Below are 26,487 nucleotides of genomic sequence, written 5' to 3'. Positions count from 1 at the left end.
TTTCGCGCGGCACAAGGGCACAAAAGGAGAGGGCGCCGCTCTTTCGAGCGACGCCCCTTCCGGTTGGTCGTGAGACCGAGGCCTTAGAGGCCGATGTTGAGCGTCAGCATGGCCGAACGCGTCGCCACCGGCGTGAAGCGCGGCGCCTGGGCGTTGAAGCCGTAGGCGTTGATCTGCGTCGACAGGTTGCCGAAGTAGCGCGCGTTGAACAGGTTGTTCAGGTTGAACTGAACGTAGCTGCGCTTGTTCGCGATCATCGGCAGACCGACGCGGGCGTCGAGGTCGACGAACGTATAGGCGGCGCTGACCACGTCATTGACGTCGGTGGCGAAACGCTTGCCGACATACTTCGCCTGGATGCCGAAGGTGACCGGGTTGAAGCTGAACTCGGCGCGGCCGCCGACCTGCCACTTCGGCGTTTCCACGACCTGCTTGCCCGCGGTGCGCGCGCAGACGTTGTAGGTGTAGACACCCGACGCGGTCGGCAGCGGGCTCGGAAGGCCGTTGCAGATGTAGGTCAGGCCGGTGATCGACGTCGGGATCGTGACGTTGCGCGGGATCGCGACGGTGGTCGGCTGGCCGGTCACCGGATCGATCACGGCCGGGATCGCGACCGGGACGTAGTTGAACGCACCGATGATGAGGTCGCTTTGCAGGCGGGCCTTGGTGTAGCTGACGTTCCCGATGAGGTTCAGGAACGGCGCCACGCGGGTGCCGACGCTGGCGTCGAAGCCCGAGCTCTTCACCTTGCCGACGTTGCGGTCGATCGAGACGTTGGTGATCGGGTCGAAGCTCGACACGATGCGGTTCTTGTAGTCGATCTTCCAGGCAGTCGCCTCGATCTGCAGCGCGCGGCTCACGTAGCGCGCACCGAAGTCGTAGCTGTTGGTCGATTCGGGCGTGATGTTGATGAACGGCTGGCGATACAGGTTGTCCGTACGCGGCGCCGAGAAGCCCTTCGAGTAGCTCGAGAAGATGCTGATCGCGTCGGTGACCGCGAAGGTCGCGCCGACGTTCGGCAGCAGCTTGTGGAACTTATACTTGGCCTTGAACGGGGCATATTCCGGCGTTCCGAGCAGGCCGGCCGCGGGCGGCGCGTAGCTGTTCGGCACGACGTAGCGACCCGAGTTCGGACCGTTGGTCGAGACCGCGGTCGAGACGAGGCAGTCCGGGAAGCCCGAACCGGCGGCCGGGGTGAAGCAGCGCTGGTCGAGGTTACGCTGGAACCACGGCGAACGCAGGCCGAGCTCGACGCGCAGGCGGTTGTCGATGAAGCGGCCGATGTACTGCCCAGAGAGCTGGTTCAGGAGCGCGATCGAGAGACGGTCGCGGTTCTGGAGCACGGTGCCCGCCGCGGTGATCACCGGACGGCCGTTGCGGCCGAAGAACGGGTTGTCGAGGCGGAAGTTCTGGTCGGTGTAGCTGTATTCGCCGGTCTGGCGGTGACGCGCACGGTCGAAGGTGTAGCTCAGACGGAAGGTGTGCGCGGTGCTCGGACGGAAGACGAGCGAGCTGACCAGCGTGAAGCGGTTGGTGTTGGTGATCGACGGACGACCCAGCACCACCGTGTCGAGGATGTCGTTGTCGCCGTTGAGGTCGACGCCGCCGGCCGGCTGGCCCTGCGCGAGCAGGTAGCTGTTCTCGGCGATCAGCGCGGTCTGGCTGCCGCCGTTGGCGAGCGTGTACTGATAGGTCGGGTCAACCGTCAGGATCAGGCCCTGGCCGAGCGTGAAGCGCGACTGGAGGCCGATGTTGCCGGTGTTCGACGGGTTGATCTGGCCCGACAGCTTGTTGGCGATGCCCTGGCTTGCGAGCGGGCCTTCCGGGGTGAAGCAGGTCGACGGATCCGACTGCGCGGTGCCCTGGACGGGGGTCGGGCGGGTCTGGATCGTGCCGTTGGCGGCAAGGCAGTTCTTCGGGAACGACAGCTGGTCGAGGCGATCCCACTGCTGCTCGTTGTAGTTGCCCACGACGGTCGGACGGTTGGCGTAGGTCGCCGGAACGTCGGTGGTGCCGAAGATCGAGCGGAGGTCGCTGAGCGTCGGGTTGTTGTAGTTGTTGTTGCGGTTCTCGTTGTAGTGCGCGTTGAGCGTCACGAAGTCGCCCTGCGTGCCGAGCGGCTGATAGACCTTGGCATTGAACTGGGTCTTCTGGATGGTGCCGTCACCGCGCCAGTGATCGTAGTTGGTGCGGCTGCCCGACACCCAGGCGCGCAGGCCCGAGGCGGTCAGGTCGCCGGTGTTGATCTGCATGAACAGGCGGCGGAAGTCGAAGCTGCCGCCCGACAGCGCGATACGGACCTGCTGGTCGCGGGTCGGGAGCGCGGTGCGCAGGTTGACGGTGCCGCCGGCCGCCGAGGCGGTGGGGCTGTCGACGTCGGTCGCGCCGAGGTTGACGTTGACCTGCTCGATCAGCTCGGGGTCGACCTGCTGGTTCGAGAAGATGGCGTAGTTGCCGCTGTCGTTGAGCTGCGCGCCGTTGAGCGTCAGGCTGATGCGGTTGCCGTCGAAGCCGCGGATACGGATGTTACCGCCCGAGCTGCCGTAGGGGTCGTTCTGGGTGAAGTTCACGCCCGGGATGATGTTGATGCTCGAAAGCACCGACTGGCCGGGGTTCTGCTTGCTGATGAGTTCCTGCGTGATCAGGCCCTTGGCCTTGGTCGAGTCCTGCACGACCACGCCGGCGGTGCCGGGCTGCCGGCGGGTGCCGGTGATGACGATCGTGTCCTTCTCGGTCTCCTGCGTACCCGTCGACTGCGCATACGCGGCAGTCGGGAAGGTGGCAGCCGCGGTGGTGCACAGCAGAATAAGCTTTTTCACGTTTGAACCCCGATGCTTTTGGTAAGGGACTGACTCTTGTTCGATCAGTTCACTGGGGCCGCTAGGGCTGGATTAAGACAAAAAGGTGACGACCGGTCGGCCTCACCTTTTTGCGTAATCCGTGTTGTTTCAAAACAACGCTAGCCCGTCGCCACCCCCGCGACTCGCGCCGGGTAACAGCAGCTTAAACTGTCATTTTCAAGTGACGTTGCGGTCCAGCTTCCGTCCGAGGCGCACAAACATCAGAATGAGTGGCGGAACGAACACAATCGAGAGCACCACCTTGGCCAGCATCTGCCCGGCGAGCAGGGTGCCGATCGGGAACACGCCGTAGAAGGCGACGGTGACGAAGATCAGGGTGTCGACGACCTGGCTAAGCACCGAGGCGACCGCCGAACGGAACCACAGCAGCCTGGCGCCCTCGCGGCCCTTGAGCGCGCTGAAGATGGTGACGTTCAGCGCCTGGCTGGTACCGTACGCGATGAGGCCGCCTAGCCAGATCCGGAGGTTCGAGCCCATGATCGTCTCGAACGCGACGAGCCGTTCGGGCTCCATCTTGGGGGAGGCGGGGAGGGCGAGGACCAGCACCGCGAGGCCGGCCGAGATCAGCAGCGGCACGAATCCCCACAGCACGAGTCGGTTGGCGACCGCGCGGCCGTGCAGTTCGGCGACGGTCGAGCTCGTCACCACCAGCAGGAGGAAGGCGAAAATTCCCGCCTCGACCGCGAGCGGCCCCAGGGCCACCTGCTTGTTGCCGAGCACGCCGGCGATGCAGACCATGCCTCCGTAGAAGAGGGCAAAAGCGAACAGGCTCGGCGAAAGCGCGCGGGTTCCGGAGGCGGTGTCATGTTCCATGGGGGCGGAGGCGTAACGGCTCGAAATCAAAGTGCAACATTGACCGTCGCGGGTCGCATGCCTAACCGACCGCCCTCGTGACTTCCCCCAATCTCGACATCCTCGCCATGGGCGACGCCCTCGTCGACGTGATCGCGACCTGCGAGCCCGAGTTCCTCGAGCGATTCAACCTGCCCAAGGGCGCCATGCAGCTGCTCGGCCAGGACGAGACGATCGCGCTTTATGATGCGATGGGCTCGGCGCGCGAGACGAGCGGCGGCTCGGCGGCCAATTCCATGGCGGGCGCGGCCGCGATGGGCGCCAGGGTCGGCTTCGTCGGCCAGGTCGCGGACGACCAGCTCGGCACGATCTTCACCCACGACATGCGCGCGCTGGGCGTGCGCTTCGACACGCCGCCGCTCGGCAATGGCGCCGCGACGGGCCGCTGCCTGATCCTCGTGACGCCCGACGGCGAGCGGACGATGAACACCTGCCCGGGCGCGGCGCATCTCCTGTCACCGGACGCCGTCGACAAGGCCCAGGTCGAAGCCGCTTCGATCCTCTATCTCGAAGGCTATCTGTTCGGTCCCGAGCTGCCGCGCCAGGCGATGTTCAAGGCGATCGACATCGCCCATGCTGCCGAGCGCACCGTTGCCTTCACTTTGTCCGAAAGCGTCTGCCTGCCGGGCCGCAAGGAGCCGCTCCAGCAGCTGATCGCGGGCGGCGGGATCGACCTCATTTTCGCCAACGAATCGGAAGCATTGCAACTGGCCGGCGCGGCCGACCTCGACACGGCGGTGGCGCGGCTCTCGCAGAGCGTGAAGACGCTGGTCTTCACCCGCGGCCCCGCCGGCGCACTCGCCTTCGAGGGCGGGGAGAAGACCGAGGTGCCCGCCATTTCCGTCTCCCAAGTCGTCGACACGACGGGCGCGGGCGATCTGTTCGCCGCCGGCTTCCTTGCCGCGCGCGCCAAGGGCCACGGGATCGACCGGCAACTGATGACCGGCGCGATCGCCGCCGCCGAGATCATCAGCCATTTCGGTGCCCGCCCGGTCGCCGACCTCAAGGAACTGGTGAAGCTGTGACCATCCGCCGAATCGCCGTCTATTGCGGCTCCGCGCCGGGGAATGATCCGGTCTTTGCCGAGGCCGCGGTCGAACTCATCCGCGCCATGGCCGCGCGCGGGATCGACCTCGTCTATGGCGGCGGGAAGCTCGGGCTGATGGGCCTCGTCGCCGACGAGATGCTGGCCGCGGGCGGCAAGGTCTATGGAGTCATTCCCGCCGCGCTGGTCGACAAGGAAGTCGCCCACCTCGGCCTCACCGAGCTCCATCAGGTGTCGGGCATGCACGAGCGCAAGGCCAAGATGACCGAGCTGTGCGACGCCTTCGTCTGCCTGCCCGGCGGCATCGGCACGCTCGATGAATTGTTCGAGGCCTGGACCTGGAACGCGCTCGGCTATCACGCCAAGCCGTTCTGCCTGCTCAATGTGAAGGGCTTCTGGAGCGGGCTCGGCGACTTCATGGACCATGTCTCGGCGAGCGGCTTCCTGTCGCCCGACCGGCGCCGCCAGCTGATGATCGCCGACGGCGTGGGCGAAGCGCTCGACAGGCTGGACGAAGCCGCGGCAAACGCTACGCAAGGCATGGTCTGGTAATCACACTGCCAGGGGGCGGGGACTCAAGAATGAATCACTGGTTCGGTTTGCTCGGGATCGCCGCGATCCTGCTCGTGGCCTTCGCTTTCTCGAGCGACCGCAAGGCGATTCGCCTCCGCGTCGTCGCCGCCGCCTTTGCGCTGCAGGCGGGCATCGCCTTCCTCGTCCTCTATACGCCATGGGGCCGCGCGGGCATCCAGGGCATGGCGCATGGCGTCTCGAACCTGCTCGGCTATGCCGGGGAGGGGACCGCCTTCCTGTTCGGGCCCAAGGAAAACAACCCGGCGCTCTGGAACACCTTCGCGCTCGGCGCCCTGCCGGTGATCATCTTCTTCGCCGCGCTCGTCTCGATCCTCTATTATCTCGGCATCATGCAGCGCATCGTGCGCTGGGTCGGCGGCGCGATCGGCTGGCTGACCGGCATCGGCCGGGTCGAGGCACTGGGCTCGGCCGCCAACATCTTCGTCGGCCAGTCGGAAAGCCCGCTGGTCGTCCGTCCCTATCTCGCCAGCCTCACCCCGCCGCAGCTCTTCACCCTAATGGTGGTCGGCATGGCGGGCGTCGCCGGCACGATCCTCGCCGCCTACGCGAGCCTGCTCGGCGAGACCTACCTGCCCTATCTCCTCGCCGCCGCCTTCATGTCGGCGCCGGGCGGCATCCTCATGGCCAAGATCGTCATGCCCGACGTCCGCGCCGAACTCCCGCCGACCAACGCCGAGGCGCGCGCCGAAGCGGGTCCGCCGGCCGAGACGATCGACATCGCCGAGACCTTCGAGGAGGGCGAGAAGCCCGCCAACATCATCATGGCCGCCGCCCAGGGCGCGCAGACCGGCGTCAAGCTCGCGGTCGCGGTCGGCGCGATGGTGCTCGCCTTCGTCGCGCTCGTCGCGCTCGCCAACGGCATCCTCGGCGGGGTCGGCAACTGGTTCGGCTTCCAGGGCCTGAGCTTCCAGCGGGTCGTCGGCCTCGCCTTCCAGCCGATCATGTATCTGATCGGCGTGCCGTGGAACGAGGCGGGCACCGCGGGCGGCCTGTTCGGGACCAAGATTGTCTTGAACGAATTCGTCGCCTTCATCGAACTCGGCAATGCCAAGGGCGCCGCGGCGCTGCTGACCGACCGCAGCCGCGCGATCGTCACCTTCGCGCTGTGCGGCTTCGCCAACTTCAGCTCGATCGCGATCCAGATGGCGGTCACCGGCGGTCTTGCGCCCAACCAGCGCCCGGTGATCGCGCGGCTTGGCCTCAAGGCGCTGCTCGCCGGTAGCCTCGCGAACCTGATGAGCGCGGCGCTGGCCGGGATCATGCTGCCGTAGAAGTCTTGGCGGAAGAACGGCTTGGGGGTAGAGGCGGAGCCATGAGCACCGACACCCTCACCGCCGACAACATCGCCTCCGTCAGCCTCAAGGAAGCCGACGCCGATCGCGACGCCTTCGCCCAGCATCTGGGCAAGAGCTTCGAGGAATATGGCTTCGCCGTCCTCGCCGATCACGGCATCCCCGACGAGCTGATCGCGCGGGCCGAAGAGAAGGCGAAGGAGTTCTTTGCGCTTCCCGAGGAAACCAAGCGCAAATATGCGCTCGGGTCGGGCGGGGCGCGCGGCTACACGCCGTTCGGGATCGAGACCGCCAAGGGCGCCAAGGCGCACGACCTCAAGGAATTCTGGCACGTCGGGCGCGAGCTGACCCCGGGCCACAGCTTCCGTGACGTCATGGCCGACAACGTCTGGCCGGACGAGGTGCCGGGCTTCAAGGAAACCTTCCTCGAGCTCTACGATACCTTCGACCGCACCGGCGTCACGGTGCTGAAGGCGATCGCGCGCTACCTGCAGATCGACGAGGATTATTTCACCGACACCGTCCGCGACGGCAATTCGGTGCTGCGCCTGCTGCACTACCCGCCGCAGAAGGAAGCCACCGGCGAGCACATCCGCGCCGGCGCCCACGAGGACATCAACACCATCACCTTGCTCTTGGGCGCCGAGGAAGCGGGCCTTGAGCTCAAGACCCGCGACGGGCGCTGGATCCCGGTCAGCCCCAAGCCTGGCGAACTCGTCATCAACATCGGCGACATGCTGCAGCGGCTGACCAACGGCAAGCTGCGCTCGACCCCGCACCGGGTCGTCAACCCGACCCCGGACCGGGCCAGCAACGCGCGTTATTCGATGCCCTTCTTCCTCCACTTCCGCCCCGACTTCATGATCGAGGCATTGCCCGGCACCGTGGGGCAGGGCGAGGAGCCCAAGTGGCCGCCGATCAGCAGCCACGACTATCTCATGGAGCGCCTGCGCGAGATCAAGCTCGCGTGAGGCGCGCCGCGATCGTCCTCATTCTCGGCGCCAGCCTGGCGCTTGGCGGCTGCGTCGCGGGCATGGCGGCTGGCGCGATCAGCGCCGCGGCGCGGAGCAGCCAGAAGGGCAAGGACGTTTATCAGAACGACGAGGGGCTGAAGCTCGCCGCCGCCGCCGCCTGCCGCGCCCAGGCGGCCCCCTATGGCGAGGTCGCGCTCATCGACATCGAGCAGCGCGGTGCGACCAAGGCGACCGTCTGGGGCACCGCCACGGGGGCGACCGGGCGCCAGTCCTTCGAATGTCGCTACGACCGCAAGGTCGTGGCCTTCAAGTTGCGGAAGCTCTGAGCTCTTCCCTGGGCGCGGCCTCGGGCGGCGCGGCAGGGAAGAGGAACGCGTTCAGGCTCCGCGCCTCCGGCAGATAGTCGACCCCGGTGCGCGGCAACTCGTCCTTGGCGGGCCAGTAGGCCGGCCTGAACAGCACATCGAGGACCGGGAAGTAGAAGGAGAAGTTGCGGTTCCAGTGCCGCTCTTCGATCGAATGGTGGATCCGGTGAAAGCGCGGTTCGGTGACGAGGTAGCGCAGCGGCCCGAAATCGATCCGCGTGTTCGCATGACCGAGCTTGCCGACGACCGAGACGAGCGCGGCGGTAATCACCACCTGCGGCTCGCTGACCGCGAACAGCAGGTTGAGCGGGATCGTCAGCAGCGGGATGCGGAACAGATATTCCGACACATGATGGTAGGAGTTGAAGGCGTTCAGCTCCTCGATCGAATGGTGCAGCGCGTGGTAGCGCCACAGGAACGGAACCGTGTGCTGGAGCCGGTGGAAGAGGTAATAGCCGACGTCATAGACGAGGATGCCGATCAGCGGCGCAACCGTATAGCCGAAGGTGATCACCAGCGGATTGCTTGAGTGGATCGTGCTCGCAAGGTCGAGCGCGAACAAGGGCGTGAGGTGGGCGCCGTGCATCAGCTGCTGGGTGAGGGCGGTCATCAGCACCGCTGCGGCGAGCGACAGCGATGTGAACAGGAATCCGCGCAGCCGCGAGGACCAGCCCTGCCGCTCGGCGCAGAGCGACAGCTCGACCAGCGTGCAGGTCGCGGCCCCCAGGACGAAGGTCGCGATGGTTGTCGCGATGTTCTGAAGGAGATCGGGAAGCAACTGGAGACCCTCGGCGATGAAACGCGAGCGCCGTTCTGCCGCGATCTTCCTGCAATAGGGTTAACCCGGCCGCTTAACGGCGCACCGTCGCCGCGGAAGCCGGCGCCATCGCGTCAGTAGGAGAGGAAAAAGGATGGTGGACGCACTTGGGCTCGAACCAAGGACCCGCTGATTAAGAGTCAGCTGCTCTACCAACTGAGCTATGCGTCCATGCCGATCCGGCAGGGCTCCGACCGCTCTGCAGCGGGGGTGCGGATGGGCCTCTAGCGGTGCCTCGCCCCTCGCGCAACCCTCTTTAGTGAAAGCTTGAGCGGGTTCTTTGCTGGCGCTCGAAACTCATCAGCAAACCAAGGCAGATCATCACCGTCATCACCGCCGAACCGCCATAGCTGATGAGGGGGAGGGGGATGCCGACCACGGGTGCCAGGCCCATCACCATCAGGAGGTTGATCGCGAAATAGCTGAACAGGACGGCGGTGAGCCCTGCGCAGCTCAGCCGGGCGAAGCGCGTCGTCGCCTTGGCCGCGACGCCGAGGCACCAGCGGATCACGAAGAGGTAGGCGATGATGACGAGGCTGCCGCCGACCATGCCCCATTCCTCGGCCAGCGTCGCGAAGGCGAAGTCGGTGTGGCCTTCGGGAAGATATTGCAGGTGGCTCTGGCTGCCTTGGAGGAAGCCCTTGCCGAACAGCCCGCCCGAACCGATCGCGATCTTGCTCTGGATGATGTGGTAGCCCGCGCCGCGCACATCGCTTTCGGGATCGAGGAAGATGTCGATCCGCTTGCGCTGGTAATCGTGGAGCAGGAATTCGTAGATGAGCGGGATCGCCGCGGCGAGCAGGCCGCCGGGGATCAGGAACCAGCGCAGCGGCACGCCGGCGAGGAACATGACGGTGACCCCCGCGAAACAGATCATCAGCCCCGTGCCGAGGTCGGGCTGGAGGATGACGAGGCCGGCCGGCACCGCGATCAGCGCCGCGGCGGGCCAGATGGCGCGCAGGCTCTTCATGTCGCCGGCGGGAAGGAGGTCGTAGAAGCGCGCGAGCATCAACGCGATCGCGGGCTTCATGAATTCGGATGGCTGGAGGCGGATGATGCCGAGGTCGAGCCAGCGCTGCGCGCCCTTGCCGACGAAGCCAAGGAGGTCGGTCAGCACCAGCATGACGACGATCGCGCCATAGATGGGGATTGTGACCTGCTTGACCCGTTCCTCGCGGACGTTCGAGAGGACCACGGCGAGCGTCAGGAAGACCGCGAAAGCGGCGCCCTGGCGCATCGCCCACGGCTGGATCGCGCCGCCCGCAGCCGAGTAGAGGTTGATCAGCCCGAAGCCGCCGATCCCGCAGACGAGGAAGATCAGCCGCCACGGCAGACGCGCGAGGGGCTGGGGAATGATCGCGCTCGAGATCATGTCGTGCTCTTGGCCGCCTGGGCTGCCGCGGCGGCCGCCTCGATCGCCGCCGCGCGGCGCGCGGTCCGCTCGGCCAGCGTCCCGCCCCACGACTGCTCGAGCGGGCCGAGCACTGACCAGGCCTTCTCGGAGTCGAACAGGTAAGTCATGCAATCGCGCACGATCGGCGCCGCCGAGGCTGCGCCGAAACCGCCATGCTCGATGATGCAGCCGATGGCGTATTTGGGTTTGTCGGCGGGCGCGAAGGCGATGAACAAAGCGTGGTCGCGCAGCTTCCAGTTCGAGTTGGCGACGCCGCGCGTGGTCAGCTTGTAGACCTGCGCGGTGCCGGTCTTGCCGGCCATCAGCACACCGTCGAGCGGGAGCTTCGAGCCGACACCCGTGCCGCGGCCGTTGACCACCGCCGACATGGCGTTGCGGATGATCACCAGATGTTCGGGATCGGCCGCGACATCCGGGGCCGGCTGCCTCGGCGCGCCCATCAGCAGGCGCGGCTGGATGATCTTGCCCGAGGCCAGGCGCCCCGGCATCACCGCCAATTGGAGCGGATTGACCAGCACATAGCCCTGGCCGATCGAGGTGTTGGCGCTGTCGTAGCCTTGCCACTTGCGCTTGTACTTCTGTTCGAGCCACTTGGGGCTCGGCATGGTCCCGAAGCGCTGGCTGGCGAGACCCATAATCGGAAATTCCTGCCCGTAGCCGAGATAATTCACCATCTCGGTCGTCTGCTCGGGGTCGGTGCGCAGGCCCATCGCCCAGAAATAGGTGTTGCAGCTCCGCTCGATCGCCGCGTGCATGTCGACCGATCCGTGGACCGCGTCGCAGCTGAAGAAGCGATTGCCGATCCTCAGGCCACCCGGGCAATGGACACGCTGGCGAGGATCGACCCCCTGCTTGAGGAAGGCGAGCGCCATCGCCGGTTTGATCGTCGAACCCGAGGGATAAAGGCCCTGGCTGACCTTGTTGACCAGCGGCTTGTGGTCGTCCTCGGACAAGGTCTTCCACTCGGTCCGGCCGATTCCGCTCGAGAAGCTGTTCGGATCGAATGCAGGCATGGAGACGAAGGCGAGGACATCGCCACTCTCGACGTCGAGCGCCACCATCGCGCCCGATTCGTCGCCCATCCGCCGCGCGGCGAATTCCTGCAGGCCCGCGTCGATGGTGAGCTGTACCGCCTGCCCGCTGCGGTCGGGTTTGGGCTCGAGTTCCTTGACCAGCCGACCGCTCGCGGTAACTTCGATCCGCTGCCCGCCGGGCACCCCGCGCAAATAGGGTTCGAGCGTCTTCTCAAGTCCCTGCTTGCCGATCTTGAAGCCGGGTGTGAGGAACAGGGGGTCCTTGGTCTTCTTGTAATCCTCGGCCGAGGGCGTGCCGACATAGCCGACCAGATGCCCGACCGCGGGCCCCGCCGGATAGTAGCGCGAGAAGCCGCGCGAGGGCTGGACGCCGGGCAGTTCGGGCAGTCGCACCGTGACCGCCGCATAGGCTTCGTAGGGGACGTTCTCGGCGACCTGGATCGGCTGGAACGTGCGTGCGCCGGCAAGCTCCCGGTTGATGCGGTCGACCTCGTCGGGCGGGATCTTGAGCAATTGCGTGAGCAGCGCGACCGTACGGTCCTTGTCCTTCATCTGCTCGGGGATGAGGTCGACCCGGAAGTCCGAGCGGTTGGTCGCGATTTCCTTGCCGTGGCGATCGACGATCCAGCCGCGCCGCGGGGGCACGATGATCAGCTGGACGCGATTGTCTTCGCTCAGGAGGTTATATTTCTCGTTCTCGCGGATCGCGAGCCAGCCCATGCGGCCGATCAGCGCGCCCGCCACCGCGATCTGCGCGCCGCCGACAACCAGCATGCGGCGCGAGAAGACCATGTCGGCCTGGACGCTGGTGAAGCGGTTCATCGCCCGAGCCTCCACCGGTCGATCGCGCTCGCGGCCCAGGCGGCGACCGGGAAGGCGAGGATGGCGATGGCGATCGAAGGCAGCACGGCACCCCAGTCGGCGCGCGCGCCCATCGCCGCATCGACCTCGCGCCGGGCAAGCTCGGCGAGCGTGATCAGCCCGCTCGCGATCAACCACTCGAGCCAATAGTCGCGCCACATGGTGCGCCGGTCGAGGAGATCTAGGATGATCATCGCCGCGGTCCATGTGGCGACGCTGAGCCCGATCGGAAGACCCAGCACGAGGTCGTTCCACAGCCCGAGCGGCGCGGACCACCAGCCGGGGATGACGTCGCTCCGCAGGAGGCGCCAGGCGAGAAGCAGCAGGAACCCGGTCTCGGGCATCCAGCCGACCTCCGCCATGATCGGCAGGAGCGGGATGAGCGAGGCGAATGCGACCGACAGCGCGGGGGCGAAGCGGGCGATCCTTTTGGGCCCGCGGTCGATGCTGCTGGGACGGCCGAGGGCGGAGCGGACCATCGCTAGCGCTGCGCCTCTTCCGCCGGCGCGGCCGAGGGCAGGGCGCTCTCCTCGTAGGGTCGTTCGACGATCGCGAAGCTCGCGTCGGCAGGATCGGCCATCGGCACCGCAATCGCACCGTCATCGTCGAGCCGGACAACGCGCGCGACGGGCACGTTGGGCGGATAAAGTCCGCCGGTGCCCGAAGTCACGACAATGTCGCCGGGCTTGAACGGATTGCGGCCCACCTCGAGCGGGCGAAGGTCGATCGTGCCGTCGCCGCGTCCGGTCGCGATCACCGGTTGATTGCCGCGCAGGAGGCGGGTCGGAACGATGTTGGCCCGGTCGGAGACGAGCAGCACCCGGCTCGCCAGCATGCCGGAGTCGACCACGCGGCCGATCAGCCCGTCAGGCGAGCGCACAGGCATTCCGACCATCACCCCGTCGCGCGACCCCGCCGAGATGACCGCGAAGCGCCGCTCGCTCTCGAGGCTGGAGCCGACGATCCGGCCGCTCGCCACCGCGACGGCGCTGCGCTCCCGGAGGGCGAGCGCGGCCTTGAGTTGCCCATTCTCCTGGAAGATCGCACGGGCCTGGATCGACTGGCGGCGAAGCTTGGCATTTTCCTCGCGAAGCGCACCATTCTGCCGCGCCGCGTCCCAGTAATTGCCCGCGCCGCTGACGAGGCCGCCGACGGTGTCGGTGACGCTTCGCATGGCACCGGTGACCGGGGCAGTGATGTCGAGCGCTGCGCCGCGCACCCCGGCATAGGCCGAGGGCGCGACGATGCTCAGCGCCAGAAGCGCGAGCCCGACCAGCAGCCCGGCGACAACCGCCAGGAAGCCGAAGAACAGGCCATATTGCGCCCGCCTGGACCAGCCCGGGCGCGCGCTAACAGGCGGCGCCACCTTGCACCCTTTCGCTTAGGCGGTCTGAAGAACGCCGCGGAACTGCTCTTCCTCCAGCGCGCGGCCGGTGCCGAGCGCGACGCAGGTCAGCGGGTCCTCGGCGACGGTCACCGGAAGGCCGGTCTCGTCGCGCAGCACTTCGTCGAGACCCTGCAGCAGCGCGCCGCCGCCGGTCAGCACGATGCCCTGGTCGCAGATGTCGGCGGCAAGCTCGGGCGCGGTGTTCTCGAGCGCGATGCGGACGCCCTCGACGATCGTACCCACGGGTTCCGACAGCGCTTCGGCGATCTGGCCCTGGTTGATCGAGATTTCCTTGGGCACGCCGTTGACGAGGTCGCGGCCCTTGATGTGGACCGTCTTGCCGATGCCGTCGACCGGGGGCTTGGCGATTCCGACTTCCTGCTTGATCCGCTCGGCCGTGGCTTCGCCGATGAGGAGGTTGTGATTGCGGCGAACGTAGGAGGAGATCGCCTCGTCCATCTTGTCACCGCCGACGCGCACCGAGGTGGTGTAGGCAAGGCCACGCAAGCTCAGCACCGCGACTTCGGTGGTGCCGCCGCCGATGTCGACAACCATCGAGCCGACCGGCTCGGTAACCGGCATGCCGGCGCCGATCGCGGCGGCCATGGGTTCCTCGATCAGATAGACTTCGCTCGCGCCGGCATTGCTCGCGGCGTCGCGGATCGCGCGGCGCTCGACGCTGGTCGATCCCGACGGCACGCAGATCACGATCTCGGGGAAGCGCAGGGAGCGCAGCTTGCCGCCACCATGCACCTTGTGGATGAAGTGCTTAATCATCTGCTCGGCGACATCGATGTCGGCGATGACGCCGTCACGAAGCGGACGAATGGCCTCGATCTGATCGGGCGTCTTGCCCATCATCAGCTTGGCGTCCTCGCCGACGGCCTTGACCTTCTTGACCCCGTTGATCGTCTCGATCGCGACCACCGACGGCTCGTTGAGGACAATTCCGCGACCCCGGACATAGACGAGCGTGTTGGCCGTCCCGAGGTCGATCGCCATGTCATGGCTCATCCACTTGAACCAGCGTGTCCAGAACATCGAGATCGCCAACCTTCCCGCAAAAATCGGTTAAAAGTCAGCAGCGTAACGACTGCATAATTGGATCGGAAATGCTGTCCCTCGCCGCTGCTTGGCGATTGGGCTAGAGGGTTTCACATGTCAATAAGAAGGCTTCCTTCGCACCTCGTCGACCGCATCGCCGCGGGAGAGGTGGTGGAGCGTCCCGCAAGCGCCCTCAAGGAACTGATCGAGAACAGTCTGGACGCGGGTGCGACGCGCGTGGACGTGCGCCTGGCCGCGGGCGGGCTCGACCTCGTCGAAGTGAGCGACGACGGAACGGGCATGGCGCCGGACGAACTGCGGCTCGCGATCGAACGCCATGCGACCTCCAAGCTCCCGAACGAGGCGATCGAGGAGGTCGCAAGCTTCGGATTTCGCGGCGAGGCCTTGCCCTCGATCGCCAGCGTCGCCCGGTTCACGCTCGAAAGCCGGGTGCGCGGCGCCGACGGCTGGCGGCTGGAGATCGACCATGGCGTGCCGGTGGGCGAGGGGCCGGCGGCGCTTCCGCCCGGTACGCGGGTCCGGGTCGAGGACCTGTTCGGCAAGGTGCCCGCGCGGCGCAAGTTCCTGCGCTCCCCGCGCGCCGAATATGCCGCCTGCCTCGACGCAGTCCGGCGGCTCGCCATGGCGCGCGCCGACGTCGCCTTCACGCTCGACCACGACGGCCGGCGGATCCTCAGCCTCGCACCCGCCGCGCTGCCCGCGCGGGTCGCGGCGCTGCTCGACAGCGGATTGAGCGAGCACGGGCTTCCGATCGACCTCGATCGCAACGGGATCCGGCTTGGCGGGGTGGTCAGCCTGCCGACCTTCACCCGCGGCGCGGCCGACCAGCAGTTCCTTTTCGTCAACGCGCGGCCGGTCAAGGACCGGCTTCTCGTCGGCGCGCTCCGGGCGGCCTATCAGGACCTCATCGCCCGCGAGCGCTCGCCGATCGTCGCGCTGTTCCTCGAGCTTCCCGGCGACCAGGTCGACATCAACGTCCACCCGGCCAAGACCGAGGTCCGCTTCGCCGATCCGCAGGGCGTGCGCGGGCTGATCGTCGGCGGCTTGCGGAGCGCGCTCGACCAGGCCGGGCATCGCAGCGCCGCACGGACCCAGGCCGCCGCGCCGGTCAACTGGACCAGCGAACTGGACCATCATTCTTCCGTCGTGGGGGAGGGCCCGCCGGGAGCCAGTTTCGCCTACGAACATTCCCGGCCCGCCCCATCCTTCGAGCGTCCGGGCTCAAGCGCGCTTCACGAGGACCGCCACCTTTTCACCGCGGCGCCCGCCGCCCGCGCCGAGCCCGCGCATGCGCCGGTCCCCGACCATCCGCTCGGCGTTGCGCGGGGGCAGGTGGCGAACACCTATATCGTTGCCGAGGCGGCCGACGGCCTGGTCCTGGTCGACCAGCATGCCGCACACGAGCGGCTGGTCCTCGAACGGCTGAAGCGCGGCGCGGGCAATGGCGGCGTGCCGAGCCAAGCGCTGCTCCTGCCGCAAGTCGTCGAGCTCGACGAGCCCGAGGCCGACCGGATCGAGGACGCGGCGGGCGAGCTTGCGGCCTTCGGCCTCGAGGTCGAACGCTTCGGCCCGTCCGCGATCCTCGTCCGCGCCACACCGGCGCCGCTGGGCAAATTCGACGTCGAGCGCCTCGTCCGCGACCTCGCCGCAGAAATCGCCGAGCTCGGCGGCCCGCAGGCGCTCAAGGCCCGGCTCGACCTCTTGGCCGCGACCTTCGCCTGCCACCACAGCGTGCGGGCGGGACGCGTGCTCTCAGTCGCCGAGATGAACGCGCTTCTGCGCGAGATGGAGATCACGCCGCATTCGGGTCATTGCAACCACGGCCGCCCGACCTGGGTGAAGCTTGCGCACGGCGACATCGAGCGGCTGTTCGGTCGCCGCTAAGCTCTTGAAAACACGCGAGGCGGGGCCATCTTCTTCGCATCGTCAACAATGCGAAAGGAGGTGGTCAGATGTCTCATTGTCCCAAGTCGGTGAGCCCTGCCTCCATGAACGAGGTTCTCGCCTAAAGGTCGGGCAATCCGAGCAAGGCAATGCGGAAGGCCGTCGGCGCTCAGGCGTCGGCGGCCTTCTTCTTTTGGGTGTCGGCCGAGACGGTGAACCAGGCGACCGCGCCCGCCCCGATGCAGACGACCGCCGCGACCAGTAGCGCCACGTGGAAGGCGCCGACGAGCTTTTCGCCCTTGGCCGCCAGCACCGCGCCCAGCAACGCGGTGGCGATCAGTCCGCCGGTCCGCGCCACCGCGCTGTTGAGGCCGCTGGCCGTTCCCGCATGCTTGTCGTCGACCGAGGCGAGGACCGTGCTGGTGAGCGGCGCGACCGCGAGTGCCATGCCGCTGGCAAGCACCAGCACCGCAGGCAGGACGTCGCGGACATAGTCGCTTCCAATCCCGATCCGCTGGCCGAGCAGCAACCCGCCCGCGACCAGCACCGGTCCGAGCGTCAGCGGCAACCGCCCGCCGATCCGCGCCGCGAGCTTGCCCATCAAGGGCGAAGCGAGCGCGATCACCACCGCGAGCGGGGTGAGCGCCATGCCCGCCTGGAGCGGCGAATACCCACCCGCCTCGATCAGCACGTAGGGCAGCAGCAGCATCGCCGCGCCGAACGCGCCGTAGAGGAGGAAGGTGAGGGTGTTGGTGCCGACGAAGCTCGCGTTGCCGAACATGGCGAGCGGCATCATCGCCTTGTCCCCGCGCTTGCCCTCGACCCAGAGGAACAGCCCGAGCAGCAGCACGCCCGCGACGACCAGCCCGACGATGAGCGGCGTGAAGCGCAGCGCGACCGACCACAGGGTCAGCCCGTAGGTCAGGCCGAGCAGCCCGAGCGTCGCAAGCAGCGCGCCCGGATAATCGGTTCGTGCCGCGCCCTCGTTCCTGCTCTCCTGCGCGAATTTGGCGGCGATCAGGATCGCACCCGCGGCGAGCGGCAGGTTGATGTAGAAGATCGCCGGCCAGCCGACATGATCGACCAGCCACCCGCCGATCAGCGGTGCGATGGCCGCGGCGCCGGCGCCGACCGCCGCCCAGATCCCGATTGCCCGCCCGCGCGCCTCGCCCTCGAAGGTGGCGTTGAGGAGCGCCAGACTGTTGGGAAGGAGCATCGCCGCGCCGATCCCCTGCAGCACGCGGCCGCCGAGCAGCATCGGGAGCCCGGTCGCCAGCGCGCAGGCGAGCGAGGCGACCGCGAACAGGCCGGTGCCGAGGATCAGCAGCCGTTTGCGGCCATAATGGTCGCCGAGCGCGCCTCCGAGGAGCAGCAAAGCCGACAAGGGCAGCAGGTAGGCGTTCACGACCCATTGCACTTCGCTCGCCCCCGCGCCGACGCTTTCCCGGATCGCGGGAAGCGCGACATTCAGCACCGAGCCCTCGACGAAACTCAGGCTGGAGGCGAGGATGCAGGCTGCGAGGGTCCAGCGCTGGTGGGAGTGCGAACGGGCCGCGGGTTTCTCATCGGTCATCGGATAAGCGGCGTAGATAGTCGGAGCGGCGCTGGCCAGACGGTCGCAAGGGTCAGGTCGCCGGGGCGCCGAGGAAGCGGCGAAGCGCGCGGCGGCCGGCGAGGACCAGCCAGACGCTGAGCAGCACCAGGATCAGCGCGATGAGGCCGGCGGCGACCGGGTTGGCGATGGCCAGCGCGAGGAGGCCGGCGGTGGCGACATCCTCGCCGGTCGAGACCGCGATGTTGCTGAACGGTTCGGGACTGGTGTTGACCAAAGCCCGCGCGCCCGCCTTGCCGGCATGGGCGACGAACGCCGCGCCCCCGCCCAGCAGGAAGGCCGCCGCCTGCCACGCAGGATCGCCGGGATCGATGATCGCCAGCGCGAGGAGGGCGCCGCCGAGCGGCCGGACGACGGTGTGGATTCCGTCCCACAGGCTGTCGATGAAGGCGATCTTGTCGGCGAAGAATTCGAACAGCGCCGCCGCGCCCGAAATTACCAGCACCCACGGATTGGCGAGCACGTCGAGCGCGGCGAGCTTGTCGGGCAGGTCGATCCACCCCATCCGCATCGACAACCCGGTGACGAAGGTCACGAGATAGAGCCGCCAGCCCGCGAGCAGGCTGGTCGAAGCGGCGAGCGCGAGAAGCTCGACGCCGGTCACGGCGCGGGTTTCGCCGGCTCAGGCGGAAGTTTGGCGATGGCCGCCAGCACGCGCGGATCGTTCGACGTGTCCGCCGTGATTCCCTCGGCAATCACGATGCCATTCAAGCCGTCGGTCTCGAACAGGACGACGAGCGTGCCGACCGGTGCGGTCGCGCCCGAGCCTTGCTCGAAGACTGCGCACCGCATCTGCAACTCGTAACGCAGCGGAACCGGTTCGGCCTTTAATGGGCCTTTCACGCTGGCAATTGGGAGGGCGACGGCTTCCCAAACGGGTCGCGGGGAATCGCTGCCCGCCTGGCTTGGTGGATCGACCCTGCCGGTGCTGCTGGTGATCCGCGCAAGACTTACCCGGACGGCATCGTCGAAGGCATTCCTTTGCCAGCCGCGCGACATGTTGTCCGCCCAATTGGTGATCCACGGATTGATCCGCGCCTCGTAGGCGGCGTCGCTCTCCTTGGGGTCCCGGGTTGGCAAAGGGTAAATGCAGGCCAGCGCTTCGCCTCCGGTCCCGAGAAGCATGGCGGCGAGGAGGAGTAGGTGACGGCGCATGAAGCGAGCCTATCGCAATCGCCGGCCTTCGCAATCCCGCGACCGTGGCGCCGTCATCGATCGATTGCACTGGCGGTTCCCGCAGCTATCATCGGCTGATGCGGTCCTTGCTTAACGAACTGCGCCGTAACGCAGTGGATGTCCGCACCTTCGGCCTGGGCATCCTCGGACGGCATTTGTCGCGCAGTGCGCGCTGGTCGGGGCATCTTCGCGGCATCGGGCGGGTCAGTCTCCGCCCCGCCCAATCGGACACTGCCGCGTTCCGCCAGGTCTTTGCCGGGCGGGAATATGATCTTTCGGACACGCCCGGGATCCAGGCGCGGGTCGACGCCGCCTACGCGGCCATGCTCGCGGCAGGCGAAACCCCCGTGATCCTCGACGCAGGCGCCAATGTCGGCGCCTCCGCGCTCTGGTTCGCGCGGCGCTACCCGCGGGCGAGGATCGTCGCGGTCGAGCCCGATCCCGGCAATTTCGCCGTGCTGTCCGACAACGTCCGCGACCATGCGATGATCGAACCGGTGCACGCCGCCATCGGCGCCGAGCCCGGCTTCGTCGCGGTCGATCCCATGTGGGCCGGCTGGGCCGCCCGCACCACGCGGGCGGAAGAGGGCGTTCCGGTCGTCACCGTTCAGGACTGCTGCAAGGCCGGCAAGCTTTTCATCGCCAAGATCGACATCGAAGGCTTCGAGAAGGACCTGTTCGCCAGCAACACGGGCTGGATCGAGGAAGCGGCGGTGGTGGCGGTCGAGCCGCACGACTGGCTGATGCCGGGCGAGTTCACCTCGCGGCACTTCCTGACCGAACTCTCGAAGCATCCGTTTGAAGTCGTCATCAAGGGCGAGAATTTGATCTTCGTCCGCTAGCGTCGAGAGCATCGTCACCGCTTCACCGTCGTTCGTCGACGATCCCCGCCATTCGTCGAAGTCCGGCTTGGAAGCTTTACATTTGTAGCGCTACAAATGTCGCATCAATCAGGAGAGACGCCGTGACCCGCCCCCGTATCGTGATCATTCTCGCCAGCCTCGTCAGCGCGACCCTGCCGCTTGGCGCCGCGCTCGTTCCTGCAACGCCGGCGCATGCCGAGGGCTGGAACGTCGTCCATCGCACCAATGCGCCGATGGTGAGCGGTAGCGGGCGCCTGATGCAGCAGGCCCGCGCCGTCGCCCCGTTCCGCCGGATCGAGACGCTGGGCGCCGAGAACGTCACGGTGCAGATCGGGCCGCGCGCGTCGGTGGTCGTCACCGCCGACGACAACATCCTGCCGCTCGTCACCACCGAGGTGCGCGGGGGAACGCTGCGGATCGCGAGCCGCGGTTCCTTCCGGTCGCGCACGCCGATCCGGGTGGCGATCACCGTCCCCGCGCTCGACGCCTATCAGTCGACCGGTAGCGGCAATGCCACCATAACGGGTATCGATAGCCCGCGGCTGGCGCTGACCCTGACGGGCTCGGGCAACATCCGCGCCACCGGCCGAACCGGCGAATTGCGGCTTGGCGTCAACGGATCGGGCAATGCCGACGTCGCCGGTCTCGCCGCCGCCCGCGCCGAAGTGACGGTCCATGGCAGCGGCAATGCCGACGTCCGGGCCGAGCAGAACCTCGACGCCGCGGTCTACGGCTCGGGAAGCATCAATTATGCGGGCCGCGCGGCGGTCCAGCAGCGCCGCTACGGCAGCGGCTCGATCGTCGCGCGGCGCTAGTCCCTCAGAAGACCTCGAACAGGCCCGCTGCGCCCATGCCGCCGCCGACACACATGGTGACGACGACGTACTTGGCGCCGCGGCGCTTGCCTTCGAGCAGCGCGTGGCCGGTGAGGCGCGCACCGCTCATGCCATAGGGGTGGCCGATCGAGATCGCGCCGCCGTTGACGTTGAGGAGCTCGTCGGGAATGCCGAGCTTGTCCTGGCAGTAGAGCACCTGCACCGCGAACGCCTCGTTCAGCTCCCACAGGCCGATGTCCTCGACCTTGAGGCCGAAGCGGTTGAGCAGCTTCGGCACCGCGTAGACCGGGCCGATGCCCATCTCGTCGGGCTCGGTGCCCGCGACCGCCATGCCGACATAGCGGCCGAGCGGCTCGAGGCCCTTCTTTTCCGCCAGGCTCGATTCCATCACCACGCAGGCCGAGGCGCCGTCCGAAAGCTGCGAGGCATTGCCGGCGGTGATGATGTTGTCGGGGCCCATCACCGGCTGCAGCTTGGCGAGATCCTCGAGCGTGGTCTGCGGGCGGTTGCCCTCGTCCTTGGCGAGGGTCACCTCCTGCATCGAGGTTTCGCCCGTCTCCTTGTTCTTGACCGCCATGCGCGCGGTGACGGGGACGATCTCGTTGTCGAACAGCCCACTGGCCTGCGCCTGCGCGGTGCGCTGCTGCGAGCGGAGCGCATATTCGTCGCAGCGCTCGCGGCTGACCGAATAGCGCTTGCCGACCACTTCGGCGGTCTGGATCATCGGCATGTAGACCGCATTGTGCATCGCGAGGAGCTCGGGGTCCGAGCCGAGGCGCATCTCGGGGGTCTGGACGAGGCTGATGCTCTCGACGCCGCCGGCGACGCAGACGTCCATGCGATCGACGATCACCTGCTTGGCGGCGGTGGCGATCGCCATGAGGCCCGAGGCGCACTGGCGGTCGATGCTCATGCCGGCGACCCGGACGCCCAATCCGGCGCGAAGTGCGGCGGTGCGGCCGATGGTGGTCTGGACCCCCTGCTGGAGCGCGGCGCCGATGACGCAATCCTCGATCTCGTCCGGGCTCACGCCGGCACGCTCGACCGCGGCGCGGATGGCGTGGGCGGTGAGCGTCGGCGAGGGGGTCGCGTTGAACGCGCCGCGATAGGCCCGGCCGATCGGCGTGCGGGCGGTGGAGACGATGACGGCGTCGCGAACGGTGGTGGTCATGAGGGCTCCTGAAGCGTGAGTCTGTAAGGGCCTTAGCGGGGCGAACGGATCAAGCGAAGACCTGCCCGATCCAGATGGCGTTGAGCGCGGGCTTTTCCTCGCCCTCGATCTCGACCGTGACGTCGTGCGCGAACTGATATTGACCGGGGCGCTTCTCCTCGAACGAGACGAGGGTGAAGCGGCCGCGCACCCGCTTGCCGGCGCGAACGGGGGAGAGGAAGCGGACCCGCTCGAAGCCGTAATTCACGCCCATCCTCGTCGTCTCGGGAACGAGCATCACGTCGGCCGCCATGCGCGAGAGCAGCGACAGCGAGAGGAGGCCGTGGGCGATGGTGCCGCCGAACGGGGTCTGCTTGGCCAGCGCCTCGTCGACGTGGATGAACTGGTGGTCCTCGGTCGCGTCGGCAAAGACGTTGATCCGGTCCTGCGTCACCTCGATCCAGTCGGAGACCCCGAGCGCCTCGCCGACCTTGGACTTGATGGTGTCGATCGAAGCTGCCGGCATGATTGGTCCTCCAGAACGCGCACATGAGAATGCGACGCCGTTCAGGTGGAAGAAGCCGGCCCGCCTTGCAAGCCCGCTCAGCGCGCAGACACGGGCACCGGTCGTGGCGGCCAGTCGGTGAGCTGGCCCGGCTTCGCGGCCTTACGCGCCTGCGCGATCCAGCCCGCGTAGGCGCTGACGTCGGTATAGACGCCGGGCACGCCGGGAAGACCGCAGCCGCGCCCGAACGAGACGAGGCCGACCAGCACCTTCTCGCCGCCCGGCAGCGTCCGGATCAGCGAGCCGCCGCTGTCGCCCTGGCAGGCATCGACCCCGCCCTCGCCGTAAGCGCACAGCTGGCCGCGGCCGACCTGGCTCGCCCCGGCAAAGGCGGCATTGCCGTTGCACGCGGCGGCGGGCTTCATCACCAGATTGGCTTCCTGCAGGATCGGGGTCGCCATCTTGGCCGCGCCGTAGCGATTGCGGAACTTGGCGCCGATCGCGGTCTCGGTGGTGTTGCCCCAGCCGAACACCGTCAGCGGCTCGGCCGGCCCGATCGGGGCGTCGCCCCGCCGGGGCATGCGAATGACCCGCGCCGAACCGTTGGCGGCGAGGCTGGTCTCGGCATCGGGCTCGAGGACGAGGAGCGCGATGTCGTTGCGCTGGTTGCTGTCGTAGCCGCCGTGCCGGACCGCGGCGGCGATCCGCCAGGTCGTGCCGCCATAGCGAATATCCTGGGTCCCCGTGCGCACCCGTCGGGTCTGGAGGAAGGGCCCCGGCGGCGGATCCTTGACGCAATGCGCGGCGGTCAGGACCAGCCGCGGGGCGATGAGCGCGCCGCCGCAATGATGCGTACGCTGGTAGGGGAGAAGCGCCTGGCCGTAATTGTCGAACTCGCGCCGAAGCTCGAGCGGCGACAGGGGCGCCGCGCTCACCCCTGCCTTGAAGATCTGCACCTGGAACGGCGCCATGTCGTTTTCCGCGATTCTCGCGCGCGTGACCTGCTCGGGCGGATCCCAGACATATTCGAAGGTCTTCCACGCGGCCTCGGCGGGGGCGTCGGCTTGGTCTTCGGGAGTCGTCGTGTAGCGGGCCCGGACGAACAGGTCGTGATAGGCGCGGTCGGTGCCGACCTTCGAGATGTAGGTCGCAAGCCCTTCGACGAACTCGGCGGGATAGCGCCCGAACCGGCCGGCGAGCTTCTCGACTTCGGCGTCGTCAAGCCGCGCCAGCAGCGCGGTGAAGCGGCGGCGGGTGTCCTCGGGCGCGGCGAGGAAGGCGGCGACGACGAAGCCGCGCCGGCCCTCGCCGAGCCCGTCGGTGAGGAGGCGCATCCGACCCTGCTCGGCGGGAGTCATGCTCGCCCACCAGGCGGCCCATTGCGGCTGCTCGGCGGCCTCCAGCTCGGCACCGACGCGGTCGTCGGACTGAGCCGCGGCGGGCGCCGCCAGTAGCAGCGCCAGCCCGAGGCCGGCCGCCGCCGGCCAGCATGGCGCACGCATCAACGGTCGTCGGGATTGGTCCGCATGTCCGCGGAACTGCGGTCATCCGGATTGGTCCGGTCATCCGGGTTCGTGCGATCGTCGGGGTTGGTCCGATCGTCGGGGTTGGTCCGATCGTCCGGGTTGGTCCGATCGTCCGGGTTGGTGCGCTGGTCGGCGCCATTGCCCATCACCTGGTTGGCCGGAACCGGCTGATTGGCTGCAGCCTGCGCGGCGGCTTGGTTGGCATCGTCGCTCGCCGCTTCCTTGGCGGTCTTGCCGCACGCCCCGAGCGCGGCGGTCAGCAGCAAGGCGGCGGCTAGGGCGGTCTTCGGTGTTCCAGTCACACGCATCTCCTTCGGACAAGGCAAAGGCGGTCTCACGAGAAGCCGAGCCGCCGGGACAGTGCCGCGAACCGGGGATCGGCGCGGCAGGGGTTGAGAAAGGGGTCGTTGCGAAGCCGGACGAGCCCGGCGTCGCGCGCCGCGAGGGCCTGGTCGAGCTGGTCGAGCGCTGGCCCGACCGCGCCCCAGAAGGCGAGCACCTGCGCCTGCTGGTAATGGCTCTCGGGGCCGTGGTCGGCGACGAGCTCGGCCATCGCGGCCCTAGCCTCGGCCGCCCGTCCGCGCTTGTGCTCGGCCATGGCGAGCCCGCGCAGCCTCGACACGTCGTCGGGCTCGGCGGCGAAATAGCCTGCGGCGGCCTCGGCATCGCCCTGCATCAGCGCGACGTCGCCGAGGAGCGAGCGGATGATGCTGCCCTTGGGTCGCAGGTCGAGCGCGGTGCGAAGCGGCGGGAGCGCCGCCTCATAGTCGCCCGCCGCGAACTCGAGCAGGCCGGCGTTGCGGAATACGGTGGCGTTCAGCGGATCGAGCCGCTGCGCCCGGCGAACCGCCTTGCGGCCATCTTCGAACCGCCCGGTTCGCCCGGCGAACACCGCATAGGCCGAGAGGATGTCGGCATTGCCGAAGCCCAGTTCGAAGCTGCGCTGGTAGGGCTGCTCGGCGGCCTTGGCGTCGAGGTCGCCGTTGATGATGGCGAAGCCGAGCGCGCCATGCCCCTCGGCCATGTCGGGCGCAATGGCGACCGCGCGGGCGGCTCCCGTGCGGGCCTGCGTGTAGAGGGCCTCGCGCGCGCCCGCCTTGGCGCCATTGTTGGCGGTCGCGGTGAGGACGCGGGAGCGGGCGGCATGCGCGGCGGCGTAATTGCGGTCGCGGGCCAGGGCGGCGTCGAAGCGGGCGAGGGCGGCGCGGTCGCCCTCGGCGCCGCCTGCCTGGCGGTAGAGCGCCATCCCCTTGAGGTAATCCTCGAACGCGGCCGGGTCGCTGGTCCCGCCGATCCGCGCCAGTTCGGGCGAGCGCTTGAACATGCCGGCCAGCAGCGAGTCGGTCACCAGCGAAGCGATCTCGGCCTGGACCGCGAGGACGTCGGCGGCGACCCGGTCGAAGCTCTGCGCCCAGCTGTCGAAACCGGTCGTCCCGTCGATCACCCGCGCGTCGATCCGCAGCGTCTGGCCGGCGCGGCGGACGCTGCCTTCAAGGAGATAGGCGACCTGCAGCCGGCGGGCGATCGTCTTGGCGTCGGGTGGGTCGTCGCGAAAGCTCTCCGAGCTCGTCTGCGCCGCGACCTCGAGCATCGGATTGCTGCTGAGGACCGAGCGCAACTCCTCCGCCAGCCCGTCGCTGAAGAAGCCTTCGGCCGGATCGAGGTTGCGGAAGGGCATGACGGCGATGCTGTTGGTCCGCGCGGTGGCGACCGGACGCAGCCACTGCCATGCGCCCACCCCGGCAAGCCCGAGCGCGGCCACACCTGCCGCTCCGGTCAGCCATTGCCGCCGGTCGATTCCGCGCTCCTCGATCGCGCCTGTCCGGCCGACATGCTTGCCGGCCATGATCGCGGCCACCTCGTCGCGCAGCGTGGTGATGCGGTGGTCGGCGGGGTCGCCCTTCCATCCGACCAGCGACAGCGCCTGCACCTCGCCGAAGCCGAGGGGCGGCTCGACCCGGTCGATCCGGACAGGAAGATAGACGTGGCGGCGGAGTGCGCGGGTCGCCTCGTCATGGACGAAGCCGCCTTTCTCGCCGATCGAGCGCTTGGACCAGACGACGATCACGCAGCGCGCGGCGTCGAGCGCGTCGCTGATCTCCTTGCGCCAGCCGGTCCCGGCGCCGATCCGCGCATCCCACCAGACCGACAGGCCCCCCGCTTCGAGCGCATCGACGAGCGGCGCGACGCGGCGCCGGTCTTCAGCCTTGTAGGACACGAACACGTCGGTCACCGGGCGCCCCCTGCGGACGGCTTCTTGCGGCACTGTGCGGGAAGGGGGGGCAGTTGGCAATGATGCCCGCAAATCAGCGCTTCCTGCGCCTTGAGACATGCCGAAAGTCGAAGCGGCTTGCGCGCCGGTCCCGTCGCTGTA

Annotated in this window: 24 protein-coding genes and 1 tRNA gene; 8 read left to right on the top strand and 17 right to left on the bottom strand. The window is 68.0% G+C overall.

What is annotated here, in order from left to right:
- Positions 1-83: 83 nt before the first annotated feature.
- Entirely contained in the window at positions 84-2,819 is a 2,736-nt protein-coding gene (locus ABD693_RS12625) for a TonB-dependent receptor (RefSeq protein WP_344697426.1), read from the bottom strand.
- Positions 2,820-3,017: 198 nt separating this feature from the next.
- Complete coding sequence (locus ABD693_RS12620; protein WP_344697425.1) at positions 3,018-3,674, bottom strand: queuosine precursor transporter; 657 nt, start codon at positions 3,672-3,674, stop codon at positions 3,018-3,020.
- A 77-nt stretch (positions 3,675-3,751) separates the two neighbouring features.
- Here ABD693_RS12620 and ABD693_RS12615 point away from each other — a divergent pair, with 77 nt between their 5' ends.
- From ABD693_RS12615 to ABD693_RS12595, 5 genes are read left to right on the top strand one after another with little or no spacing between them, the layout of a single operon-like run.
- Positions 3,752-4,738 (top strand): adenosine kinase, encoded by a 987-nt coding sequence (locus ABD693_RS12615; RefSeq protein WP_344697424.1) that lies wholly within the window; start codon positions 3,752-3,754, stop codon positions 4,736-4,738.
- Entirely contained in the window at positions 4,735-5,310 is a 576-nt protein-coding gene (locus ABD693_RS12610; RefSeq protein ID WP_344697423.1) for an LOG family protein, read from the top strand. The genes ABD693_RS12615 and ABD693_RS12610 overlap by 4 nt, the downstream gene beginning before the upstream one ends.
- A 29-nt stretch (positions 5,311-5,339) precedes the next feature.
- Positions 5,340-6,623: a NupC/NupG family nucleoside CNT transporter gene (locus ABD693_RS12605; protein ID WP_344697422.1), complete on the top strand. Its 1,284-nt coding sequence runs from the start codon at positions 5,340-5,342 to the stop codon at positions 6,621-6,623.
- Positions 6,624-6,664: 41 nt separating this feature from the next.
- Positions 6,665-7,615 (top strand): isopenicillin N synthase family dioxygenase, encoded by a 951-nt coding sequence (locus ABD693_RS12600; protein ID WP_344697421.1) that lies wholly within the window; start codon positions 6,665-6,667, stop codon positions 7,613-7,615.
- The gene (locus tag ABD693_RS12595) at positions 7,612-7,944 is read left to right on the top strand and encodes a hypothetical protein (protein WP_344697420.1); all 333 of its coding nucleotides are present in this window, start codon (positions 7,612-7,614) and stop codon (positions 7,942-7,944) included. Before ABD693_RS12600 ends, ABD693_RS12595 begins: the two co-directional genes overlap by 4 nt.
- Here ABD693_RS12595 and ABD693_RS12590 read toward each other — a convergent pair.
- From ABD693_RS12590 to ABD693_RS12560, 7 genes are all read right to left on the bottom strand, one after another.
- Positions 7,925-8,761 (bottom strand): sterol desaturase family protein, encoded by an 837-nt coding sequence (locus tag ABD693_RS12590; RefSeq protein ID WP_344697419.1) that lies wholly within the window; start codon positions 8,759-8,761, stop codon positions 7,925-7,927. The genes ABD693_RS12595 and ABD693_RS12590 overlap by 20 nt on opposite strands.
- A 134-nt stretch (positions 8,762-8,895) precedes the next feature.
- Positions 8,896-8,971, bottom strand: a tRNA-Lys gene (locus ABD693_RS12585).
- A gap of 85 nt (positions 8,972-9,056) precedes the next feature.
- Positions 9,057-10,172: a rod shape-determining protein RodA gene (gene rodA / locus ABD693_RS12580; protein WP_344697418.1), complete on the bottom strand. Its 1,116-nt coding sequence runs from the start codon at positions 10,170-10,172 to the stop codon at positions 9,057-9,059.
- Positions 10,169-12,070, bottom strand: coding sequence for a penicillin-binding protein 2 (mrdA, locus tag ABD693_RS12575; protein ID WP_344697417.1), 1,902 nt, complete (start codon positions 12,068-12,070; stop codon positions 10,169-10,171). The genes rodA and mrdA overlap by 4 nt, the downstream gene beginning before the upstream one ends.
- Positions 12,067-12,588 carry a rod shape-determining protein MreD gene (gene mreD / locus ABD693_RS12570; protein ID WP_344697416.1) on the bottom strand — a complete coding sequence of 174 codons (522 nt, stop codon included), beginning with the start codon at positions 12,586-12,588 and terminating at the stop codon, positions 12,067-12,069. Before mreD ends, mrdA begins: the two co-directional genes overlap by 4 nt.
- 2 nt (positions 12,589-12,590) lie before the next feature.
- On the bottom strand, positions 12,591-13,475 hold the full coding sequence (locus ABD693_RS12565; RefSeq protein WP_344697415.1) for a rod shape-determining protein MreC: 885 nt from the start codon (positions 13,473-13,475) through the stop codon (positions 12,591-12,593).
- A 15-nt stretch (positions 13,476-13,490) separates the two neighbouring features.
- Positions 13,491-14,537, bottom strand: a complete 1,047-nt coding sequence (locus ABD693_RS12560; protein WP_344697414.1) for a rod shape-determining protein — start codon at positions 14,535-14,537, stop codon at positions 13,491-13,493.
- A gap of 117 nt (positions 14,538-14,654) precedes the next feature.
- Between ABD693_RS12560 and mutL the strand changes: the two genes are divergently transcribed.
- The gene (mutL, locus tag ABD693_RS12555; protein WP_344697413.1) at positions 14,655-16,445 is read left to right on the top strand and encodes a DNA mismatch repair endonuclease MutL; all 1,791 of its coding nucleotides are present in this window, start codon (positions 14,655-14,657) and stop codon (positions 16,443-16,445) included.
- Positions 16,446-16,614: 169 nt separating this feature from the next.
- On the opposite strand, the gene ABD693_RS12550 is transcribed toward mutL, so the two are convergent.
- The 3 genes from ABD693_RS12550 to ABD693_RS12540 are packed head-to-tail and all read right to left on the bottom strand — an operon-like array spanning position 16,615 to position 19,182.
- Entirely contained in the window at positions 16,615-18,018 is a 1,404-nt protein-coding gene (locus tag ABD693_RS12550; protein WP_344697412.1) for an MFS transporter, read from the bottom strand.
- A gap of 52 nt (positions 18,019-18,070) precedes the next feature.
- A complete protein-coding gene (locus tag ABD693_RS12545; RefSeq protein ID WP_344697411.1) occupies positions 18,071-18,661 on the bottom strand; it encodes a DUF4126 domain-containing protein in 591 nt (196 codons plus the stop codon).
- Positions 18,658-19,182, bottom strand: a complete 525-nt coding sequence (locus tag ABD693_RS12540; protein ID WP_344697410.1) for a hypothetical protein — start codon at positions 19,180-19,182, stop codon at positions 18,658-18,660. Before ABD693_RS12540 ends, ABD693_RS12545 begins: the two co-directional genes overlap by 4 nt.
- Before the next feature lie 128 nt (positions 19,183-19,310).
- On the opposite strand from ABD693_RS12540, the gene ABD693_RS12535 reads away from it, so the two are divergent.
- A complete protein-coding gene (locus ABD693_RS12535) occupies positions 19,311-20,075 on the top strand; it encodes an FkbM family methyltransferase (RefSeq protein WP_344697409.1) in 765 nt (254 codons plus the stop codon).
- 122 nt (positions 20,076-20,197) lie between these two features.
- Positions 20,198-20,911 (top strand): head GIN domain-containing protein, encoded by a 714-nt coding sequence (locus ABD693_RS12530; RefSeq protein ID WP_344697408.1) that lies wholly within the window; start codon positions 20,198-20,200, stop codon positions 20,909-20,911.
- Between the two features lie 4 nt (positions 20,912-20,915).
- Here the strand turns inward: ABD693_RS12530 and ABD693_RS12525 are convergent, their stop codons facing one another.
- The 5 genes from ABD693_RS12525 to ABD693_RS12505 form a co-directional block, all read right to left on the bottom strand.
- Positions 20,916-22,103, bottom strand: a complete 1,188-nt coding sequence (locus ABD693_RS12525; RefSeq protein WP_344697407.1) for an acetyl-CoA C-acyltransferase — start codon at positions 22,101-22,103, stop codon at positions 20,916-20,918.
- Between the two features lie 49 nt (positions 22,104-22,152).
- On the bottom strand, positions 22,153-22,608 hold the full coding sequence (locus ABD693_RS12520) for a MaoC family dehydratase (protein WP_344697406.1): 456 nt from the start codon (positions 22,606-22,608) through the stop codon (positions 22,153-22,155).
- A 77-nt stretch (positions 22,609-22,685) separates the two neighbouring features.
- Positions 22,686-24,089, bottom strand: a complete 1,404-nt coding sequence (locus ABD693_RS12515; protein WP_344697405.1) for a serine protease — start codon at positions 24,087-24,089, stop codon at positions 22,686-22,688.
- On the bottom strand, positions 24,089-24,379 hold the full coding sequence (locus ABD693_RS12510) for a hypothetical protein (RefSeq protein ID WP_344697404.1): 291 nt from the start codon (positions 24,377-24,379) through the stop codon (positions 24,089-24,091). Before ABD693_RS12510 ends, ABD693_RS12515 begins: the two co-directional genes overlap by 1 nt.
- Before the next feature lie 68 nt (positions 24,380-24,447).
- On the bottom strand, positions 24,448-26,346 hold the full coding sequence (locus ABD693_RS12505; protein ID WP_344697403.1) for a TIR domain-containing protein: 1,899 nt from the start codon (positions 26,344-26,346) through the stop codon (positions 24,448-24,450).
- Positions 26,347-26,487: the final 141 nt, after the last annotated feature.

The organism is Sphingomonas rosea (assembly GCF_039538065.1).
In the GTDB taxonomy this organism is placed as follows: Bacteria; Pseudomonadota; Alphaproteobacteria; order Sphingomonadales; family Sphingomonadaceae; genus Sphingomicrobium; species Sphingomicrobium rosea.
This window is presented reverse-complemented; position numbering and strand designations above follow the sequence as displayed.

Excerpts from the sequence above, each read along its gene's own strand:
- ABD693_RS12520 (WP_344697406.1), bottom strand. The coding sequence starts at position 22,608 with ATGCCGGCAGCTTCGATCGACACCATCAAGTCCAAGGTCGGCGAGGCG.
- rodA (WP_344697418.1), bottom strand. The coding sequence starts at position 10,172 with ATGATCTCGAGCGCGATCATTCCCCAGCCCCTCGCGCGTCTGCCGTGG.
- ABD693_RS12535 (WP_344697409.1), top strand. The coding sequence starts at position 19,311 with ATGCGGTCCTTGCTTAACGAACTGCGCCGTAACGCAGTGGATGTCCGC.
- ABD693_RS12515 (WP_344697405.1), bottom strand. The coding sequence starts at position 24,089 with ATGCGTGCGCCATGCTGGCCGGCGGCGGCCGGCCTCGGGCTGGCGCTG.
- ABD693_RS12540 (WP_344697410.1), bottom strand. The coding sequence starts at position 19,182 with ATGCTTCTCGGGACCGGAGGCGAAGCGCTGGCCTGCATTTACCCTTTG.
- ABD693_RS12620 (WP_344697425.1), bottom strand. The coding sequence starts at position 3,674 with ATGGAACATGACACCGCCTCCGGAACCCGCGCGCTTTCGCCGAGCCTG.
- mreD (WP_344697416.1), bottom strand. The coding sequence starts at position 12,588 with ATGGTCCGCTCCGCCCTCGGCCGTCCCAGCAGCATCGACCGCGGGCCC.
- ABD693_RS12560 (WP_344697414.1), bottom strand. The coding sequence starts at position 14,537 with ATGTTCTGGACACGCTGGTTCAAGTGGATGAGCCATGACATGGCGATC.
- ABD693_RS12525 (WP_344697407.1), bottom strand. The coding sequence starts at position 22,103 with ATGACCACCACCGTTCGCGACGCCGTCATCGTCTCCACCGCCCGCACG.
- mrdA (WP_344697417.1), bottom strand. The coding sequence starts at position 12,070 with ATGAACCGCTTCACCAGCGTCCAGGCCGACATGGTCTTCTCGCGCCGC.
- mutL (WP_344697413.1), top strand. The coding sequence starts at position 14,655 with ATGTCAATAAGAAGGCTTCCTTCGCACCTCGTCGACCGCATCGCCGCG.
- ABD693_RS12605 (WP_344697422.1), top strand. The coding sequence starts at position 5,340 with ATGAATCACTGGTTCGGTTTGCTCGGGATCGCCGCGATCCTGCTCGTG.
- ABD693_RS12600 (WP_344697421.1), top strand. The coding sequence starts at position 6,665 with ATGAGCACCGACACCCTCACCGCCGACAACATCGCCTCCGTCAGCCTC.
- ABD693_RS12550 (WP_344697412.1), bottom strand. The coding sequence starts at position 18,018 with ATGACCGATGAGAAACCCGCGGCCCGTTCGCACTCCCACCAGCGCTGG.